Genomic DNA, 20,807 nt, shown 5'->3' on the forward strand with positions numbered 1-20,807 from the left:
TGAAACGATGCATCGCCGATGGTAGTGTGGGGTTTCCCCATGTGAGAGTAGGTCATCGTCAAGATTAAATTCCAAACCCCCTGTCTGCTAACGCAGACAGGGGGTTTGTTTTTGTGGCGAGAAAAGTTGTGGCACGCGCACTTCTAATACATCGCTCGATACTCCCCAGTCCCACGCACTGTCTTTAAGCTTGCACTCCACCCATCTTGCCGAGCAATGTTAAGGTTCGCTTTTGGATCTTGCCTTCTCCTAAGGATGCCGTCATGCCGGTTGCTACGCCCCTCAATGCGGGTTTTATGGTGGTTCACGGTAACCGCCTTGATGAGTTACGTAGTCTGGTCGTCAGCTGGATGCGGCGCTATCCCCTGGCTCCCCTGGAGAATGAAATCGCTCTGGTGCAGAGCAATGGCATCGCCCAATGGTTGAAGCTGGCCCTCGCCGAAGACGCTCAGGACGATGACCTTGGCGGCTGCGGTATTGCGGCAGCAGTGGACGTGCAGTTGCCCGGCAGTTTTTTGTGGCAGCTCTATCGACTGGTATTAGGCAGCGAAGAAATCCCCGCCAAGTCCCTGCTCGATAAAGGCCCGCTGACCTGGCGTCTGATGCGCCTGCTGCCAGCCCTCATCGATCAACCGCACTTCGAGCCGCTGCAGCGCTTCCTGACGCACGACACTGATTTGCGCAAACGCTATCAATTGTCCGAGCGCCTGGCTGACCTGTTCGACCAATATCAGGTCTACCGTGCCGATTGGCTCGAAGACTGGGCCGCGGGCCGCCATCAACTGCGCAATGCTCGAGGCGAAAGCCCGGCTTTGAGCCCGGCCAACTGCTGGCAAGCCGAACTGTGGCGTGCGCTACTGCTGGATGTAGGTGAGGAGGGCATGTCCCAGAGCCGAGCCGGTGTTCACCAGCGCTTCATGGACAAAATCAGCAGCCTTGAGCAAGCCCCTCCCGGTTTACCTGCCCGAGTCATTGTCTTCGGTATCTCTTCATTGCCCGCCCAAGCGCTGGAAGCCCTGGCGGGGCTCGCCCGTTTCAGCCAAGTACTGTTGTGCGTGCACAACCCATGCCGCCATCATTGGTCTGACATCGTTGCCGATAAAGATCTACTGCGCCATCAGTACAAACGCCAGGCCCGCAAGAGCGGAATGCCTACAGCACTTGATCTGGATACCTTGCATCAACACGCACACCCACTGCTTGCTGCGTGGGGCAAGCAGGGTCGCGACTACATTAACCTGCTCGACAGCTACGACGAGCCCAACAGCTACCGTGCCGCCTTTCGTGATGGCCGCATTGACCTGTTCAGCGAAGTCGAACCACTCAACCTGCTCAACCAGCTGCAGGACGACATTCTTGAACTGCGCCCCCTGAACGAAACCCGCGAGTTATGGCCCGCTGTCGATTTGGAAAAGGACCGTTCAATCCGTTTCCACATTGCCCACAGTGCTCAGCGAGAAGTCGAGATTCTTCACGACCAGCTACTCGCAAGATTTAGCGAAAACCCACAATTGCAACCGCGGGATGTGATTGTGATGGTGCCGGATGTCGACAGCTATGCACCCCATATCCGCGCCGTATTCGGTCAGATTGACCGCGATGATCGCCGCTTTATTCCTTACACCTTGGCTGACCAGGGCCAGCGTGGCCGAGACCCGTTGCTGATCGCCCTTGAGCATCTGCTCAAGTTGCCTGACAGCCGTTTCCCGGTCAGTGAAATCCTCGACTTGCTCGACGTCCCTTCACTGCGTGCTCGCTTCAACGTCCAGGAGCGCGACTTGCCAACCCTGCATCGCTGGATCGAAGGTGCGGGTATTCGCTGGGGGTTGAACGCTGAGCAACGTGCAGGCCTGGGTTTGCCAGAGCAATTGGAGCAAAACAGTTGGCGATTTGGCCTGCGTCGCATGCTGCTCGGATATGCCGTGGGCAGCGGCGAAGCCTGCGATGGCATTGAGCCCTACGATGAAATTGGTGGCCTGGATGCCGTACTGATTGGTCCGCTTGTGGCCTTGCTCGATGCCCTTGAAATCGCCCATCAAGAACTCTCCCGACCTGCACTGCCGCAGCAATGGGGTGTGCGCCTTCAAGCGCTGGTACAACTGTTTTTCCAGGCCGAAACCGAGCACGACGACTATCTGCTCGCCCAGCTTGAAGAGTTGCGTGAAACCTGGCTTGAAACCTGTGAGCTGGTTGGCTTGCAGGATGAGTTACCGCTGACGGTCGTACGTGAAGCCTGGCTCACCGGGCTTGACCAAGGAAAACTCTCACAGCGTTTCCTTGCCGGTGCAGTCAATTTCTGCACCTTGATGCCGATGCGTGCCATTCCCTTCAAGTTAGTGTGTCTGTTGGGTATGAATGACGGCGACTACCCGCGTGCACAACCGCCGCTGGATTTCGATTTGATGGGCAGCGACTATCGCCCAGGTGACCGTTCCCGCCGCGAGGATGATCGATACCTGCTACTCGAAGCGCTGCTTTCCGCCCGCGATCAGCTCTATATCAGCTGGGTAGGTCGCAGTATTCGCGACAACAGCGAGCGCCCGGCGTGTGTCCTGATCGGCCAACTGCGTGATCACCTGGCCAATGGCTGGCAACTGCAAGGGGGCGATGACCTGCTCGACGCCATGACCCAAGAGCATCCGTTGCAGCCCTTCAGCACCCGTTATTTCCACGAAGGTAACCCCAACCTGTTCAGTTATGCCCGCGAATGGCAGCGATTGCACGCGCCACAACCGCAACCGGTTCCGCCGGGTACGCTAGGAGCGCACGAGCAGGAGGAGCCACTAAATCTGACGCAGTTGCAGGACTTCTTGCGCAACCCTGTGCGTCACTTCTTTAGTCAGCGCTTGAAAGTATTCTTCGAAGCAGCCGAAGTGCCTTTGGCAGATGAAGAACCTTTCGTACTCGATGCGCTGCAACGCTACACCCTGAGCGACAGCTTGCTTGAAGCCGCACTGGCACAGCCCGACCAGCTTGAAAGCGCCTTGCATAACCGCGCTTTGCGTTTGCAAGGCAGCGGCCTGCTGCCCATGGCCGGGTTTGGCGAATGCCTGCAACAAGAACTGATCGAGCCATTACCGGATGTATTGCAACGTTATCAACAGCTACTGGCCCTTTGGCCTACGCCGTTGAACAGCGCGCTACCCATCAGCTTTGAAGACCACGGTCTGATCCTTGAAGGCTGGCTCAGTAACCTGCATCAACGCAGCGATAAAGGCCTACTGTCCATCACCACCATTCCTAACAGCATTGGTGCGATTAAAACCCGCAAATGGCATCGATTGACACGGCCGTGGGTAAACCATCTGGCGGCGTGTGCCAGTGGTCTGGAGATGTCGACCGCACTGGTGGCCAGCGATGACACGTTGCTGCTCGACCCTCTGGATGCCAAACAGGCCCGCGATATTTTGGGTAACTTGCTGGTGGCCTGGAAAGTCGGCATGAGCCATCCGCTGCCCATTGCGGTGAAAACGGCCTTTGCCTGGCTGGCACAAACAGACCCGGCCAAGGCCGATGCTGCGGCACAAAAAGCCTACGAAGGTGATGGCCAGACCAGTGACGGCGAACGCCGCGAAAGCGCGGCTCTGGCCAGACAGTTTCCTGATTACGCTGCCCTGATGGCCGCTGAAGAATTTGAAGAGTGGTGCGATGCCCTCTATCGACCCCTTTTTGATGCGCCTTGGCGTTCATTAAACAGCGAGGCTTCCCGCTAATGAGCGAGCAAACATTACCGCTGGCCTTGGCCTTCCCCCTACGTGGCAGCCAACTGATCGAAGCCAGCGCCGGCACCGGCAAAACCTTTACCATCTCGGCGCTCTACCTGCGGCTGATTCTGGGTCATGGCAGCGAAGCATCTGGCTTTGGGCGTGAACTGTTACCGCCGCAAATTCTCGTCGTGACTTTCACCGATGCTGCCACCAAAGAGCTGCGCGATCGTATTCGTACCCGGCTGGCAGATGCTGCCCGGTTCTTTCGTGGCGAGATCGAAGCCCCGGATGCTCTTGTCGAGCAATTGCGTGAACAGTTTGCTCCCGAGCAGTGGGCCGCTTGCGCGGGACGCCTCGACATCGCAGCCCAGTGGATGGACGAGGCTGCCGTATCGACCATTCACAGTTGGTGTCAGCGCATGTTGCGCGAGCATGCCTTCGACAGCGGCAGCCTGTTTACCCAGACCCTGGAAACCGACCACAGCGACTTGCTGGGCGAAGTGCTGCGCGATTACTGGCGGCTGTTTTGCTACCCCATGCAGGGCGATGCGCTGAACTGGGTGCGCGCCAACTGGAGTGGCCCCGCCGCCTTGTTACCGCGTGTGCGTGCACTGTTTGGCAGCTCACGTCAGCCAGCCAAAGAGCAGCAGACTCCGGCGCAAATGATTGAAGCCTGTTTGCAAGAGCGTCGCCAGGCCTTGGCCCAGCTCAAAACGCCCTGGTTGCTGTGGGCACAAGAACTACGGGATATCTGCCTGCAAGCCGTGGCGAGCAAAACCGTCGACGGTCGCAAAATGCAGGCCCGTTATTTCGAACCCTGGTTTGAAAAACTCAGCACCTGGGCTGCTGACGACACTCAGGAGCAACTCGACCTTGGCACCGGCTTCACGCGTCTGACCCCCGATGGCATGGCCGAAGCCTGGAAGGGCGCCCCCCCGCAGCACCCGGGGCTGGACGCCATGCAGGGCCTTAAGGCTGCGCTCGATGCCTTGCCCACTCCAGACGCCGCGGTTCTGCAACATGCGGCGAACTGGGTCAGCGTGCGCTTTGAAGAGGAAAAACGCCGCCGTGCCGAGATGGGCTTCGACGACATGCTGCTGCGCCTTGACGCTGCATTGCAGGCCGAAGGCGGCGAGCGCCTGGCGACCTTGATTCGCGAACAGTTTCCGGTGGCTTTGATCGACGAATTTCAAGACACCGATCCCGTGCAGTACCGTATCTTCGAGACTATCTACCGGATTGAAGACAACAGCCCCGACACGGGTCTGTTCCTGATTGGCGACCCTAAACAGGCGATCTATGCCTTTCGCGGGGCCGATATCTACACCTACCTGCGCGCACGTCACGCCACCAGTGGACGTTTACATACGCTGGACACCAACTTCCGTTCCAGCCACGCAATGGTCAAGGCGGTAAACCACGTCTTTGAGCGGGCCGAGCAACGCGATACCGGGCGAGGCGCCTTTTTATTCCGCGAAGGTTCTGAAAATCCTGTGCCTTTTGTGTCGGTCAAATCTCAAGGACGTAAAGAAGTCCTACAGCTTGATGGCAAGCCGATTACGGCATTAACCCTCTGGCAATTGCCTTCCGAGCAGCCCGTGTCGGGCGTCATCTATCGTCAGCAACTGGCGGCAGTCTGTGCCAGCCAGATTGTTGAGCTGCTCAATGGCGGTCAACAAGGCCGCTGCGGTTTCGCCAAAGACGGCGAAATCGTGCGCGGCGTGTTGCCTGCGGATATCGCCATTTTGGTACGTGACGGTAAGGAAGCGCAGTCGGTCAGGCGAGAGTTATCGATCCGTGGTGTACGCAGCGTTTACCTGTCGGATAAGGATTCGGTCTACGCGGCGCAGGAAGCACACGATGTACTGGCCTGGCTCAAGGCTTGCGCCGAACCGGACGTAGAGCGTCCGCTGCGTGCTGCGCTGGCCTGCATCACCCTGGACCTGCCGCTGATTGAACTGGAGCGTCTGAACCAGGACGAATTGGCCTGGGAAAAACGTGTGATGCAGTTCCGGGGCTACCGTGAAATCTGGCGCAAGCAAGGGGTGCTCGCCATGTTGCGCCGCATGCTGCATGACTTCGAACTGCCCCAGGCCCTGATCGCCCGCCCCGATGGCGAGCGCGTGCTGACCAACGTGCTGCACCTGTCCGAACTGCTGCAACAGGCTGCAGCCGAACTGGATGGCGAGCAGGCGTTGATCCGCCATCTGGCCGAGCATCTGGCATTGTCAGGGCAGGCGGGCGAAGAGCAAATCTTGCGCCTTGAAAGTGACGAGCAACTGGTCAAAGTAGTGACCATCCACAAGTCCAAGGGACTGGAATACCCATTGGTGTTCTTGCCGTTCATCTGTTCAACAAAACCCGTGGATGGCAGCCGTTTACCGCTGCATTACCACGACGCTGCGGGCAATGCCCACGTAAGCCTGACGCCGACGCCAGAGCTGATCGCCCAAGCGGATGACGAGCGTCTGGCCGAAGACTTGCGTCTGCTCTACGTGGCCCTGACCCGCGCTCAGCATGCTTGCTGGTTGGGAGTTGCCGACCTCAAGCGCGGTAACAACAATCGTTCGATCCTGCACCTTTCAGCCTTGGGGTATTTGTTGGGCGGCGGAGCCACGCTGGCCGAATCGGTCGGGTTACAGAGCTGGCTGGCAGAGGCTCAGCAAGACTGCGCCGCCATACAGTTTGAGCCGGTACCAGCCGCTTGCGAGGCGCACTTTTACCCACCGCTTAACCAGGCCACCCTGCTTGAGCCCCGGATTCCGACGCGCCGGGCTGCAGAAAACTGGTGGATCGCTTCCTACAGCGCATTGCGTATTGGTGACAGCCTCAGCCCTGCCGAGGCTCCCGAGAGCGCACTGGCGCAAAAGCTCTCGGACGACGAGCGACTCGATCCTGATGCACCCCGCGAAGTGTTACTCAGTGGTGGCGATATACACCGCTTCCCACGTGGGCCCAATCCCGGGACTTTCCTGCACGGCTTGCTTGAGTGGGCGGGCAGCGAGGGCTTCAAGGCAACACCCGAAGCAATCAGCGACGCTGTGGCGCGACGCTGCAACCGGCGTGGCTGGCAAGGCTGGATCGAGACCCTGAGCGACTGGCTGCAGCATCTGCAGGACGAACCGTTGCGTCTGAATAATGGCCAGCCGGCGGTCGTACTGAGTGAACTTGGCCAGTACCAGATCGAAATGGAGTTCTGGTTTGCCAGCCACAAAGTCGATGTGGTGCAACTGGACACACTGGTACGTCAGCACACCCATGGCGGCGCGCCGCGTGCCGGAGCCGAGCCGAGCCTGCTCAATGGCATGTTCAAGGGTTTTATCGACCTGACTTTCGAACACCAGGGTCGCTATTACGTGGCGGACTACAAATCCAACTGGCTGGGCGTTGACGATTCGGCCTACACCGAGCAAGCGATGACTGCCGCGATTCTGGATCATCGCTACGACCTGCAGTACGTCTTGTACTTGCTGGCCTTGCATCGTCAGCTCAAGGCGCGATTGCCCGACTATGACTACGACCAACACATGGGCGGTGCGCTGTATCTGTTTTTGCGTGGCACCCGTTCTCAGGGGCAGGGCGTGTACTTCACCCGGCCCCCCCGACTATTGATCGAAAGTCTGGACCTGATGTTCCAGGGCAAACCTTTACCGAAAACAGCTGAACCGGCGTGGGAACAGGGAGTGTTGTTATGAGTCGTTCGTTTGCTGAACTGTTGCCTACGCCGTTGACGGCTGAAAGCCTTGCCCTCCTGCAACCGTTGAGCCGTGCTGAAGATCTGCTGCTGTTGCTGGAACGCTGGGTCGAGCGCGGCTGGCTGCGCGCACTGGATAAAGCCTTCGTCGCTTTCCTGCATGAGCGCGACCCTCAAGGTGACCCTCTGGTGTTGTTGGCGGCAGCCTTGACCAGCCATCAGTTGGGCCACGGCCATGTCTGTCTTGATTTGTTCGAGACGCTGAAGGAGCCCGACTTTGCACTCTCCTTACCACCCGAAGGCGATGTGCAAACCGGCGCCATGCTGCTGCCCTCGCAGTTGCTTGAGGCGTTGGGAGGTGACGCGTGGTGCAGGGCCCTGCAAGCCAGCCCGTTGGTTGAGCACGCGGGCCAGCCGTCGGCAGATGCGGCCAGTCGGCCATTGGTGCTGAGTGAGCGCCGGCTGTATTTACGCCGCTATTGGGCCTATGAGCGCCGGATCGATAGCGCCTTGCGCCAACGTCTGACACAGGTTGAAGCTACGCCTGATGATTTGCCTGCACGGTTGAACGGCTTATTCGGTAGCCCGGCACAGAATGTTCCGATTGACTGGCAAAAATTGGCCTGCGCTCTGGCCACACGAGGCGCTTTCAGCATTGTTACGGGGGGGCCAGGTACCGGCAAAACCACCACGGTGGTGCGCTTGCTGGCCTTGCTTCAAGCCCCGGCGGTCGAAGCGGGGGCGCCCTTGCGCATTCGCCTTGCCGCACCGACCGGTAAAGCGGCCGCGCGCCTGACCGAGTCAATCAGCCTGCAAGTCAAATCCCTGGAAGTGGACGACAAGGTTCGGCAAAAAATCCCCAGTGACGTGACCACCGTCCACCGTTTGCTCGGCAGTCGCCCCGGCACACGCCACTTCCGTCATCACGCGGGCAATCGCCTGCCGCTGGACGTGCTGGTGGTCGACGAAGCGTCAATGATCGATCTCGAAATGATGGCCAACTTGCTCGATGCATTACCCGCTCATGCGCGGCTGGTGCTGTTGGGCGATAAGGACCAATTGGCGTCGGTTGAAGCCGGCGCGGTACTGGGCGATTTGTGCCGCGATGCCGAGGCGGGCTGGTACACCCCGCAAACCCGTGCCTGGCTTGAGCAGGTCAGCGGCGAGAACCTGGGTAACAGTGACTTGCAACAAGATCTGGAGGGTTCGCATCCACTGGCCCAGCAAGTGGTCATGCTGCGTCACTCGCGCCGTTTTGGTGAAGGCAGCGGCATTGGTCAGCTGTCGCGGCTGGTCAACCAGCAACTGCCCCGCGAAGCACGGGCCTTGCTGGCGGCAGGTAGCCATGCCGATCTTTTTGCATTACCCCTCAAGGGCGAGCAAGACCGTGGCTTTGAGCGTCTGGCACTGGAAGGGCGCGGTACTGAAGCCAAAGGCTATCGGCATTACCTTGAGGTACTGCGTGAGCAGCGCCCTCCTGCCGAGACCGGTCTTGAGGACCCTTGTTGGGCACTATGGGCAGGTAATGTGTTGCACGCGTTCGAGGCCTTTCAAGTGCTCTGCGCAGTGCGCAAGGGCCCCTGGGGTGTCGAAGGCTTGAATGAGCGCATCACCCGCGCCCTGTTTGCCCGCAAGCTGATCGACAGTGACCAGCACTGGTACGAAGGCCGTCCGGTGTTGATGACCCGCAACGATTACGGCCTTGGCCTGATGAACGGCGATATCGGTATCGCCCTCAAGCTCCCTGAACGTGATGGCCAGACCCCGCGTCATGTACTGCGAGTGGCTTTCGCCCGTAACGACGGGCAGGGCGGAATTCGCTTTGTACTGCCAAGTCGACTCAATGATGTTGAAACGGTCTATGCCATGACCGTGCATAAATCCCAAGGTTCGGAGTTCTCCCACACCGCGCTGGTGCTCCCCGAGGCGCTCAACCCGGTACTGACCAAAGAGCTGATCTACACCGGTATTACCCGGGCCAAAAACTGGTTCAGCCTGGTCGAGCCGCGCACCGGCGTCTTCGAAGAGGCTGTGCAGCGCAAGGTCAAACGGCTGAGCGGATTGATGCTGGGGCTGGGGTAAAACCGGTGAGAGCGGACTTGCTCGCAAAGGAACTACAGCGGTGCGTCAGGAAAGCTGGGCTGCTGGATTGCGAGTAAGCCCGCTCACGCAGGGAAATAGCGTTTACAACAGCACTTAATGTGACCTGTATCACAGTCAATTTACCCGCTGTGCTATCGTTACGACATTATTCCTACAAAGATTACAGAGAAATCCTGCATGGACGTGGCTGTCTCATCGACAGAACAGTACTTTGGATGGCGGTTTCGGCTGCTTTCACTTTGTCTGTTGCTGCTGAGCACTCCTTGCCTGGCTGAACCTGAAGTGCCAATCAATCTGGCTGATCAGCGTGCCAAGGCGGTGACCCAAGTGGTCCTTGGCATCCTCAGTTATGCACGCTGGCCCACTGAGCCGGCGCAACTGCAGTTGTGCGTAATCGGCCCCACCGAATACACCGATGACCTGCTCAAGGGCGCGACGCAGTCCAGTGGCCGGCCGGTGCAGGTGCGGCGTGTGCTGGCCAGTGACCCGGGCATTGCGAGTGACTGCAATGCCGTTTACTTGGGCAAGCTGAGCGCTGACGAACGCAGCGGTCTATTCACCAGCCTCAATACCAAAGCCGTGCTGAGCATCAGCGAAGACCGTGATCAATGCACCGTCGGCAGTCTTTTTTGCCTGCACGTACGCGATGAGCAGGTGTCGTTTGAGGTCAATCTCGACTCCGTTGCCCGCAGCGGCGTGCGCATTCATCCCAGTGTGTTGCAGCTGTCGCGCCGCCGGGCGGCACAACCATGAGAGCGTTCAACACCCCGAAAAAACGTCTGCGATTGCGTTCGGTCTTGCGCCGGGGCCACCTGGGCGTTGCATTGGTCGCCGTAACGCTGGCCAGCGCCTCCATGACCTTGCTGGGGGTGCTGGCGCTCAAGGTTTACGCTGATCACAACCTGCACCTGATTGCCCGCTCCATCAACTACACCGTGGAAGCTGCCGTGGTGTTTGATGACCGTGCCGCTGCGACTGAAGCATTGGCCATGATTGCGTCCACGGAAGCGGTCGCCGAGGCTCGGGTCTACACGGCGGATGGCGAACTGCTCGCCCAATGGATGCGCCCTGAAAATGGCTTGCTGAGCCGTGTCGAAATGCTGTTGGCCGATGCCTTGCTTGAGCAACCGATCAGCGTGCCGATTCTGCATCAGGGCCGGGAAATCGGCCTGGTGACCGTTCGTGGGCACGGAGCCAATATGCTGCGTTTCTTGCTGAGCGGATTGTTCGGTGTGCTTGTGTGCACGGCACTCAGCGCCTGGAGTGCGTTGTATTTGTCGCGTCGGCTATTGGGTGGCATCACCGGGCCCTTGCAACAACTGGCAGAAGTGGCTCACGCCGCTCGCCGCGAGCGAGCGTTCGATCGTCGCGTGCCGCCTGCGGATATTGCCGAGCTGGACAGCCTGGGTAACGACTTCAATGCACTGCTCGATGAACTTGAGTCATGGCAAAGCCATCTGCAAAACGAAAACCAGACCCTGGCGCATCAGGCCAGTCACGACTCGCTGACCAACCTGCCCAACCGTGCCTACTTTGAAGCGCGATTGACGCGCACCTTGCGCACGTTGAACAAAGCCCGTGAGAAAGCCGCCGTGCTGTTCCTCGACAGTGATCGCTTTAAAGAAATCAACGACTCTTACGGGCATGCCACAGGGGATGCAGTGTTGGTTGCCGTGGCTACACGCGTCCGCGCCCAGTTGCGTGAGGGTGATGTGGTCGCGCGTCTGGGTGGCGACGAGTTCGCAATATTGCTGACCCCGCTGCACAAGATCGAAGACGCCCAGCGCATTGCAGACAAGATCATCGCCAGCATGCTTGAGCCAATTGAAGTGCCGGGGCAAGTCAGCGTCGTGTCTTCACTCAGTATCGGCATCGCTGTTTACCCAGAACATGGTGCAACCGCCCAAGAGCTGCTCAGTGCAGCTGATTCGGCGATGTACCAGGCAAAGCGTCTCGCTCGAGGCGGGCAACACCTTGCGGAGTTGGAGTGCCCCGCAAACACCGTAATTACCAGGAGCTAACCCCCGTATGCGTGTTTTGAACCATCGTTTTTTACAATTTTTCAGCGTCGCCTTGTTGCTGGCCACGTTGTCGTTGACCGGTTGCCAGACCGCTGCGCCAAAAGGGCTGACGCCCGCGCAAGTGGCCGTGCTGAAGGAGCAGGGCTTTGAACTGACTGAAGAGGGCTGGGCGTTTGGCCTGTCGGGCAAAGTGCTGTTTGGCAGCGACCTTGAAGTGCTCAACGCGCAAAGCCAGGAAATCGTGGAGCGCATCGGCACCGCCTTGCTCGGTGCAGACATCCAGCGTGTGCGGGTCGATGGTCACACCGATTCCTCAGGCAAGGAGTCCTACAACGAGCAACTGTCCGTGCGCCGCGCCAACAGCGTGGTCAAGGCGCTGCTCAAAGTCGGCATGCGCCCCGAAAATATCCAGATCCGTGGGTTGGGTAGCCGCGAGCCAGTGGCCAGCAACGCAACCCGCGCCGGGCGCACAGAAAACCGCCGTGTATCGATTGTGGTGATTGCCGACTAGAGATTCGTACTGACCCCCTCTTTGTGGGAGCGGGCTTGCTCGCGATAGCATCACCGCGATCATTCAGGCAGACCGCGGTGTCTGAATCGCGAGCAAGCCCGCTCCCACGGGACATGGGGTCCCCCAAAAAATCTCATCCCCCGGATTTCACCTTGCAACAGCGCCGCATTCAGCTTTGTCACTTCGCGGATGGAATAACCCATGGTGCCGGGTAGGCAGTCGTCCTACGCAATCAGCCCTGTAGCACAGTCCAATCGGTGATTTGCACACCCGGACCTTAACAACGCTACAGTCGCAATCGCCCATGCCTTCATTGATTAAGTCCTTATGTTGAATTGGCTGAGCCTACAGTCTAGGTTGGCATCGTGCCATCACGTCACACCGTCTCCCAAGAGCTGGAAATCAGTCCTCCTTGAATCCCGGCAAGCCTTTAGCAGCGCGCCATTCTTTTACAATCTGCGTCACGCTCTCAGGGGAGTTATCTGCTCCCGGCTCTGGGTAGTAGATCAAGTCTGACCCTGCTGGGTGTTCGCTTACCTTCTCGAAGTGCAACAAGAGTAAGTCGGCACGATCATCGTTTTCGGCTTCTTCGTCTTCCTTGGCGAGTTCTTCCAGCAGCTTGATAAACTCGGCTTCGGTGTACTCAGACAAGCTGTTCTTCAGAAGTGTGTCCGTCATGTTTGGCCTATTCGTTCCGCTGAAGATCGATGTGGTTTCTCGGTGTGTTGACTCGCAGGTTATCCACGTCGTACACGCCACCGCCTTCTGATACTTTTGCGATATGGTGCAGCTCGTAAGACAATCTACCTCCGACTCTATCGGCTTTTCGCACACGTGGTGCCCGACCGGTACGCATGCGGCCAACACTTTGTTTGACGAACTGATCCGATGCTGTTGATCCCGATACAGCTTTCCAGAGTGCGGCTCTGAATGTGTCGAAACTTTTGAACTCGCGTCCTCTCAGTGCGTCCGCCACGTCCGATGGTATGGGAACGCCAACCCCGGAACTCGCTCCAATAAGCCAGATACCAGCCACATCCTCACCCTGACCTGTGACGGTGCCGGGGGTCTTACGGACATTCATCACGATGTACAAGGGCTGCACACCAGAATCAGCTGGGAACACCAGAATGAAATCTTTGTACGCGTCTGGGTAAATCGGGCTGACAATGATGTTATCAGCCTGTTCGGTGGGCGGATAAATCCAAATCTGTGGTGCCTGTGGTGCGCCTTCTAACGCTGGAGTCCCTAAGGTGCTGGACGGGTCAGTTGCTGGCGTCCAGATCAAGGTTACGCCATCTCCAAAATCAGCCACTTGCTGGGAGCTTTGGGCAACGAACTGCACTACGGGAATCATTTCCCAGTCACGGCGCTTCTGGGTGTTGTACCCGTATCCCTTCAAAGTGCCATCGGCCTGTTGCTCAACGGTTAATCGGACACGTGTACGTCCTTCTTTAAGCGACTGGAGCTGTTCTTCTGTATATAGGCTGCTGTCGCCCAAGCTGGATGGCCACAGCAATGCAACCACTCCCACCAATGCACCAGCAGCAACACCAGTGGTAGCCCCGGATGCCACAGCACCAGCCGCACACAAACCACCACAAGACACACCGCTAGCGGTGGCAGTAGCAACGCCGCCTAATAGAAGTGTTCCCAGTGAGGCGGGTAGGGTGCCACTGATTTTCTTGAGAGGAATGTTTCCTTGTGCATCCGTTTCACGGCCACCCAGCAAGGCAAACTCGCCATATTGGCTCCGGATCGGTGGGGATGGCTCCACCGGGACTGATGGAGTTAATGGTCCCATCTGGCAGCGTGCAACGCTTGGCAAAGACGCATCCGCGTGCGGCCACTTCATCCTGCTTCTTGATCGAATTCCTACGTGCGTCAGCTTCCCGCTCGTTCCTTGCATTCGCCGCCAGTGTTCTGTCCCAAGCTGCCTGTGCTTCCTCTGTCGCCTCGGCATGTCGCCTGTTGCCATCTATCCCATTACATCCCAGGGTACTCGGGAAGAGATTTTTAGCCGCCATAACACCCCCTGTGCAAATTGACGATCCATGTTCGCCGTTCAAGTGCGACAGGACGCTACTTCACAAGTGTTTGGTATGTCTGTAGGACGATTCGCTAAAGTTATGAAACGTCGTCAGTGGATGCTTGAATGGGGAGGCTCCATTGAGTAGGGCGGAATGCAAACGTCGGCGTGTTACAAGTTACGTACCAATTCCTGTTACAAATCGTTGGGAAAGGCTTGCTGGCCCCGTTACGATTCCGCCACCTGATTCCTTGACGAACAGTCAATCGGCGAACACCATCCCCCGCGTCTCGCCCAGCAACAGCGGCGCATTCAGCTCTGTCACCTCCCTGATGTAATCCCACAACAGGGTGATCCGCTTGAGTTTGCGCAGATCCTCCCGGCAGTACATCCAGAACTGTCGCGTAAGGTTGACCTCGTCAGGCAGTACCGGCAGCAAACGCGGGTCTTGGGCCGCCAGAAAGCACGGCAGAATCGCCAGCGAGCGGCCTTGCTGTGCGGCCACGAATTGCGCAATCACACTGGTGCTGCGCAGGTTGGCGCTGGCGCCTGGCAATACATTGGCCAGGTAAAGCAGCTCCGAGCTGAACGCCAGATCGTCCACATAACTGATAAACGTATGCTCCGACAAATCAGCCGTCCGGTGGATGGGCGGGTGCTGGTCCAGGTACTCCTGGGTCGCATACAGCTGCAAGCGGTAGTCGCACAGTTTGCAGCACACATAGGGCCCGTGTTCCGGGCGCTCAAGCGCGATAACAATATCGGCCTCGCGCTTGGACAAACTGATGAAGTGCGGCAGCGGCAGGATATCCACCGAAATCGCCGGGTAGCTATCTACAAAATGGCTGAGCTGGGGAGTGATGAAAAAGCTGCCAAAGCCCTCGGTACAGCCCATACGTACATGCCCCGACAACGCCACACCGGACCCTGAAACCTGCTCGCAGGCCATGTGCAGCGTGCTTTCGATCGACTCGGCATAACCCAGCAAGCGCTGGCCTTCGTTGGTCAGGGTAAAACCATTGGTGCGCGACTTTTCAAACAGCAAAGTCCCGAGTGCGGCTTCCAGGGAGCTGATCCGCCGCGACACAGTGGTGTAGTCCACCGCCAGCCGTTTGGCTGCGCTGCTGGCTTTGCGGGTGCGGGCCACCTCAAGAAAAAACTTCAGGTCGTCCCAGTTCAGTGCGCTTAACGATGTGATGTTTTTTTGCATGTTAGACCGGCTTTTATGTGCGTTCTTATTAGAAGAACGCACACCTATACTCCAAAAACAGTCCTGCGTCTGGACGCCCGTACTCACAAGAATAATTTCGGAGACTTCCATGAGCGTTTCTAACACCCCGTATCAAAACGCCCGCTTGCTGATCGACGGCGAATGGATCGAGTCGCAAACCACCGAGTGGCACGACATCGTTAACCCGGCCACTCAGCAAGTACTGGCCAAAGTGCCGTTCGCTACTGCCGATGAAGTCAACGCCGCCATCGCCGCCGCCCAACGCGCCTTCCAGACCTGGAAGCTGACGCCTATCGGTGCGCGCATGCGCATCATGCTCAAACTCCAAGCGCTGATCCGCGAACACTCCAAGCGCATCGCCGTCGTCCTGAGTGCTGAACAAGGCAAAACCATTGCCGACGCCGAGGGCGATATTTTCCGTGGTCTGGAAGTGGTCGAGCACGCGTGCTCCATTGGCACCTTGCAGATGGGCGAATTCGCCGAAAACGTTGCAGGCGGGGTCGACACCTACACCCTGCGCCAACCTATCGGCGTCTGCGCAGGCATCACACCGTTCAACTTCCCGGCCATGATTCCGCTGTGGATGTTTCCGATGGCCATCGCCTGCGGTAATACCTTCGTACTCAAGCCTTCTGAGCAAGACCCGCTGTCGACTTTGATGCTGGTCGAACTGGCCATCGAAGCCGGTGTTCCGCCAGGCGTGCTCAACGTTGTACACGGCGGCAAGGATGTCGTGGACGCGCTGTGCACCCACACTGATATCAAAGCCGTGTCGTTTGTCGGTTCAACCGCCGTTGGCACCCATGTCTATGACCTGGCAGGCCGCCACGGCAAGCGCGTGCAATCGATGATGGGCGCCAAAAACCACGCCGTGGTGCTGCCCGACGCCAACCGTCAACAAACCCTCAACGCACTGGTTGGCGCAGGTTTCGGCGCTGCCGGCCAGCGTTGCATGGCCACCTCGGTGGTGGTGCTGGTGGGTGCGGCCAAACAATGGCTGCCAGACCTCAAGGCGCTGGCGCAAAAACTCAAGGTCAACGCTGGTAGCGAGGCGGGGACTGATGTAGGTCCGGTGATCTCCAAGCGTGCGAAGGAACGTGTACTGGGTCTGATTGAAAGCGGGATCAAAGAAGGCGCGGTGCTTGAGCTGGACGGGCGCAACATCAAGGTTGCGGGTTATGAACAAGGCAACTTTATCGGCCCGACCCTGTTTTCAGGCGTCACCACCGACATGCAGATCTATACCCAAGAGATTTTTGGCCCGGTGCTGGTGGTGATTGAGGTCGACACCCTTGATCAGGCCATTGCATTGGTCAATGCCAACCCGTTTGGCAACGGCACCGGCCTGTTTACCCAAAGCGGCGCGGCGGCACGCAAGTTCCAGACTGAAATCGATGTCGGTCAGGTCGGTATCAACATCCCGATTCCGGTGCCGGTTCCGTTCTTCAGCTTCACCGGCTCCCGTGGTTCAAAACTCGGCGATCTGGGCCCGTACGGCAAGCAAGTTGTGCAGTTCTATACTCAAACCAAGACCGTCACCAGTCGCTGGTTCGACGATGAAAGCGTGAATGATGGCGTCAACACCACCATCAATCTTCGTTGAGGGCACACACCATGAACATCGCATTTATTGGCCTGGGCAATATGGGCGCACCGATGGCGCGCAACCTGCTCAAGGCCGGGCACTCGTTGAACCTGTTTGACCTGAACAAAGACATCCTGGCCGAACTGGCTGCCCTGGGCGGCCATGTCAGCGCCTCGCCACGGGAAGCCGCCCAAGGCACCGAGCTGGTGATTACCATGCTTCCGGCAGCGGCCCATGTGCGCAGCGTATGGCTGGGTGAAGACGGGGTTTTGGCAGGTATTGGCGCCGGAGTGCCGGCAGTGGATTGCAGCACCATCGATCCGCAGACCGCTCGTGAGGTAGCTGCGGCTGCCGCCAAACAGGGCGTGCAGATGGCCGATGCGCCGGTGTCCGGCGGCACCGGCGGTGCACAAGCGGGCACCCTGACCTTTATGGTCGGCGCCTCCCGGGAGCTGTTCGACACCCTGCACCCGGTACTCGCACAAATGGGCCGCAACATCGTCCATTGCGGGGATGTGGGCACCGGCCAGGTGGCTAAAATCTGCAACAACCTGCTGCTGGGGATTTCCATGGTGGGCGTCAGCGAAGCCATGGCACTGGGCGCAGCGCTGGGCATCGACAGCGAAGTGCTTGCGGGCGTTATCAACAGCTCCACCGGGCGCTGCTGGAGTTCGGAGGTGTACAACCCGTGGCCGGGCATCGTTGAAACGGCCCCTGCATCGCGGGGCTATACCGGCGGTTTTGGCGCCGAGCTGATGCTCAAGGATCTGGGGCTGGCCACCGAGGCTGCACGCCAGGCCCATCAACCTGTAGTGATGGGCGCCGTGGCACAACAGTTGTATCAGGCGATGAGTTTGCGCGGCGAAGGCGGCAAAGACTTCTCGGCCATCATCAACAGCTATCGCAAGCCCCAATAGGGGCATTTCCGGGAATCCGCGTCGGGCGGATTCCCGGTTTTTTGCGTGGTTTCAATCAGGCAAAAACGAAATACTTGCGCACGGTTTCCACCACTTCCCACGTGCCTTTCATACCCGGCTCCACCACAAAGATATCCCCAGCCCGCAGATGGATTGGTTCCTTGCCCTCCGGGGTAATGATGCAATAGCCCTCACGGAAATCGCAGTATTCCCACTTCACATACTCCACGTACCATTTGCCGGGTGTGCAAATCCACGTCCCCATGATCTTGCTGCCGTCTTCGCTGGTGTAAGCGTTGAGGTTGACGGTGTGCGGGTCGCCTTCGAGCTTTTCCCATTTGCAGGCATCGAGCACGGGCAGGGGATGGGTGTCGCGAAGCACGGTGATTGGCGCAGACATAAGACCTCCGGTGATGGGCTATCGAACCTCACCCTAACCGTGGTGGCGCACTGACAGATGCCTGATTCCGACACCCAGTGACCCGAATGCGCAACTCTTTAGTGGGAGCGAGCCTGCTCGCGAACGGTCTTCGCGAGCAGGCTCGCTCCCACAGTTGAGTTCACCCCCTGCTTAGCGGGTGTTCACCAGCGCCTGGCCCTTGCTCAGGCGTAAACGGTAGAACCCGTAAATGATCAGCAGCCACACCGGGATCGCATACACCGACGCGCGAACATCGGGGATCATCCAGATCACCGAGACGATCACCGCCATAAACACCAGGCACAAAATGTTGCTGAACGGGAACCAGAATGCCTTGAACGAAGGCGTAACGCCTTGTACTGCCATGGCCTTGCGGAACTTGATATGGGTCAGGCTGATCAGCGCCCAGTTGATCATCAACGAGGCAACCACCAGTGCAAACAGCAGCTCCAGCGCTTTGTGCGGCGCCACGTAGTTGACCACCACACACAACAGCGTTACCAGCGCCGACACGCCCAACGCGCGCAACGGCACGCCATTTTTGGTCAGTTTCATCAGCGCCTTGGGTGCATCACCCTGCTCGGCAAGGCCGAAGAGCATGCGGCTGTTGCAGTACACGCCACTGTTGTAGACCGACAGCGCGGCGGTCAGCACCACAAAGTTGAGAATCTGTGCGGCGGTATCGCTGCCGATCAAGGCAAAGATCTGCACAAACGGGCTGCTGCCGTAGGCATCGCCACCGGCGCCCAGTGTGACCAGCAACTGATCCCACGGGTACAGCGCCAACAGCACCGTCAGCGCACCCACGTAGAAAATCAGGATCCGGTACACCACCTGGTTGATGGCCTTGGGGATCACTTTTTTCGGTTCGCTGGCTTCTGCCGCCGTGATGCCCACCAGTTCCAGGCCCCCGAAGGAGAACATGATAAAGGCCATGGCCATCAGCAACCCGGTGCCGCCATTGGGGAAGAACCCGCCGTGGCTCCACAGGTTGCTGATCGATGCCTGCGGGCCGCCGGTACCGCTGAACAGCAGGTAGCAACCCAGTACGATCATGCCGACAATCGCCACCACCTTGATGATGGCGAACCAGAATTCCATCTCGCCGAAGACTTTGACGTTAAGCGTGTTGATCAGGTTGACCAGCACAAAGAACACCACGGCGCTGACCCAGGTCGGTACCTCGGGCCACCAGAACTGGATGTACTTGCCCACCGCCGTCAGCTCGGCCATACCTACCAGTACGTACAGGACCCAATAGTTCCAGCCCGACAGAAACCCCGCATAGCCGCCCCAGTACTTATGAGCAAAGTGACTGAAGGAACCGGCTACTGGTTCTTCGACGATCATCTCGCCCAGCTGGCGCATGATCAGGAACGCAATAAAACCGGCGATCGCATAGCCAAGGATCATCGACGGCCCAGCCGACTTGAGCACGCCTGCCGAACCCAGGAACAGGCCCGTACCGATAGCGCCGCCCAGGGCAATCAGCTGGATATGGCGATTTTTCAAACCGCGTTTGAGTGTGATCGGGGGGGAGTTAGCGTCAGCCATCGGGTGCCCTGTGAGTTGTTATTCTCAAAAACTTGATAAAAATACCCGCGGCCAAAGGTGCCTAGGGTGTCGCAAGCCCCGGATATTACTCTTGGTAAAAAATAAGGCATACAGCCGAACAGAAAACGGCGACTCTTCCTACAGGCTCAAGGCCTCCAGCAACGCCACGGCATAGGCGGGCAGTTGCTCAAACGAACGGGCGCACAGCAGCAGCTTGCGATCCGCCCACGGCTCGCTCAGGTTCACCACCTTGAAGGTGCGCGGCGCCTGCCAGCGCTCAATCGTCGCCTTGGGTACGACACCCAGCCCGGCACCGCGGGCGACCATGCGCAACACCCCGTCGAAACCTTCGGCGCGAATCCGCACCTGCATGCGAACGCCCACGTGCAGCGCCTGCTCTTCCAGGTACACCGCCAACGCGCTGCTGGACGACAACCCCACATAGTCATGGCTCAGGGTGTCGCTGAAGGAGAGATCAGGCCTGTTGGCCAGTGGATGGCCGAGGGGTACCACCAGTACCAGCGGGTCATCGCGAAAGGGGCGGGTTTGCAGGTCGCGGGTGTCGACGGCATTGGAGATGACGCCAATATCGGCTGCGTCCTGGCGCAATGCATGGGTGATGCGCAGGCTGGTGAGTTCTTGCTGGTCGACGCTGATGTTGGGGTGCTGGCGCACGAAATCGGCGAGCAGTTCGGGCAGGTATTCGGTGAGGGCTGAGGTGTTGCACAGCAGACGTATCCGGCCCTTGAAGCCTTGGGCGTACTCAGCCAGGTCATGGTTCATGCGCTCGACGTGCTGCAGTAACAGCCGTGCATGGTGCGCAAGCGCTTGCCCGGCCGGGGTCGGGCTGACCCCACGGCGAGAGCGGAGTAGAAACGCCACGCCCAACGACGCCTCCATCGCCCTGATCCGCGCACTGGCCGCGGGCAGAGACAAATGACTCAGGCTGGCGCCCGCCGTAATGTTGCCCGTCTGCACCACATTCAAGTACAGGCGCAGATCAACCAGATCGAAGTGCATGAACGGTCCTTGCC

Annotated in this window: 13 protein-coding genes and 1 pseudogene; 8 read left to right on the top strand and 6 right to left on the bottom strand. The window is 58.7% G+C overall.

Going from position 1 to position 20,807, the window contains the following annotated elements; translation table 11 throughout:
* Positions 1–263: 263 nt before the first annotated feature.
* The 6 genes from recC to yfiB all read left to right on the top strand — a co-directional run bounded on the left by recC (position 264) and on the right by yfiB (position 12,036).
* Positions 264–3,713 (top strand): exodeoxyribonuclease V subunit gamma, encoded by a 3,450-nt coding sequence (gene recC, locus TU76_RS21980; protein WP_048352504.1) that lies wholly within the window; start codon positions 264–266, stop codon positions 3,711–3,713.
* Positions 3,713–7,402, top strand: a complete 3,690-nt coding sequence (gene recB, locus TU76_RS21985) for an exodeoxyribonuclease V subunit beta (RefSeq protein ID WP_048352505.1) — start codon at positions 3,713–3,715, stop codon at positions 7,400–7,402. The genes recC and recB overlap by 1 nt, the downstream gene beginning before the upstream one ends.
* On the top strand, positions 7,399–9,483 hold the full coding sequence (recD, locus tag TU76_RS21990) for an exodeoxyribonuclease V subunit alpha (RefSeq protein ID WP_048352506.1): 2,085 nt from the start codon (positions 7,399–7,401) through the stop codon (positions 9,481–9,483). Before recB ends, recD begins: the two co-directional genes overlap by 4 nt.
* A gap of 198 nt (positions 9,484–9,681) precedes the next feature.
* Entirely contained in the window at positions 9,682–10,257 is a 576-nt protein-coding gene (gene yfiR / locus TU76_RS21995; protein ID WP_019827307.1) for a regulatory sequestration protein YfiR, read from the top strand.
* Positions 10,254–11,525: a diguanylate cyclase DgcN/YfiN gene (gene dgcN, locus TU76_RS22000; protein ID WP_019827308.1), complete on the top strand. Its 1,272-nt coding sequence runs from the start codon at positions 10,254–10,256 to the stop codon at positions 11,523–11,525. The genes yfiR and dgcN overlap by 4 nt, the downstream gene beginning before the upstream one ends.
* Positions 11,526–11,532: 7 nt before the next feature.
* The gene (gene yfiB / locus TU76_RS22005; RefSeq protein ID WP_019827309.1) at positions 11,533–12,036 is read left to right on the top strand and encodes an outer membrane lipoprotein YfiB; all 504 of its coding nucleotides are present in this window, start codon (positions 11,533–11,535) and stop codon (positions 12,034–12,036) included.
* 402 nt (positions 12,037–12,438) lie between these two features.
* Here the strand turns inward: yfiB and TU76_RS22010 are convergent, their stop codons facing one another.
* The 3 genes and pseudogenes from TU76_RS22010 to TU76_RS22020 form a co-directional block, all read right to left on the bottom strand.
* A complete protein-coding gene (locus TU76_RS22010) occupies positions 12,439–12,714 on the bottom strand; it encodes a bacteriocin immunity protein (RefSeq protein ID WP_019827310.1) in 276 nt (91 codons plus the stop codon).
* Between the two features lie 7 nt (positions 12,715–12,721).
* Positions 12,722–14,063, bottom strand: a pseudogene (locus tag TU76_RS24955) (S-type pyocin domain-containing protein).
* A gap of 264 nt (positions 14,064–14,327) precedes the next feature.
* Entirely contained in the window at positions 14,328–15,275 is a 948-nt protein-coding gene (locus TU76_RS22020) for a LysR family transcriptional regulator (protein WP_019827313.1), read from the bottom strand.
* 109 nt (positions 15,276–15,384) lie between these two features.
* Here TU76_RS22020 and TU76_RS22025 point away from each other — a divergent pair, with 109 nt between their 5' ends.
* Positions 15,385–16,899: a CoA-acylating methylmalonate-semialdehyde dehydrogenase gene (locus TU76_RS22025; RefSeq protein ID WP_019827315.1), complete on the top strand. Its 1,515-nt coding sequence runs from the start codon at positions 15,385–15,387 to the stop codon at positions 16,897–16,899.
* 11 nt (positions 16,900–16,910) lie between these two features.
* Complete coding sequence (gene mmsB / locus TU76_RS22030; protein WP_048352507.1) at positions 16,911–17,798, top strand: 3-hydroxyisobutyrate dehydrogenase; 888 nt, start codon at positions 16,911–16,913, stop codon at positions 17,796–17,798.
* Positions 17,799–17,853: 55 nt separating this feature from the next.
* Here mmsB and TU76_RS22035 read toward each other — a convergent pair whose 3' ends face one another.
* From TU76_RS22035 to TU76_RS22045, 3 genes are all read right to left on the bottom strand, one after another.
* Positions 17,854–18,198 (bottom strand): cupin domain-containing protein, encoded by a 345-nt coding sequence (locus TU76_RS22035; protein WP_016783536.1) that lies wholly within the window; start codon positions 18,196–18,198, stop codon positions 17,854–17,856.
* Between the two features lie 171 nt (positions 18,199–18,369).
* Positions 18,370–19,773, bottom strand: a complete 1,404-nt coding sequence (locus TU76_RS22040) for an amino acid permease (protein ID WP_048352508.1) — start codon at positions 19,771–19,773, stop codon at positions 18,370–18,372.
* A gap of 138 nt (positions 19,774–19,911) precedes the next feature.
* A complete protein-coding gene (locus TU76_RS22045; protein ID WP_019827320.1) occupies positions 19,912–20,793 on the bottom strand; it encodes a LysR family transcriptional regulator in 882 nt (293 codons plus the stop codon).
* Positions 20,794–20,807 lie beyond the last annotated feature (14 nt).

It is taken from the genome of Pseudomonas psychrophila (assembly GCF_001043005.1).
In the GTDB taxonomy this organism is placed as follows: domain Bacteria; phylum Pseudomonadota; class Gammaproteobacteria; order Pseudomonadales; family Pseudomonadaceae; genus Aquipseudomonas; species Aquipseudomonas psychrophila.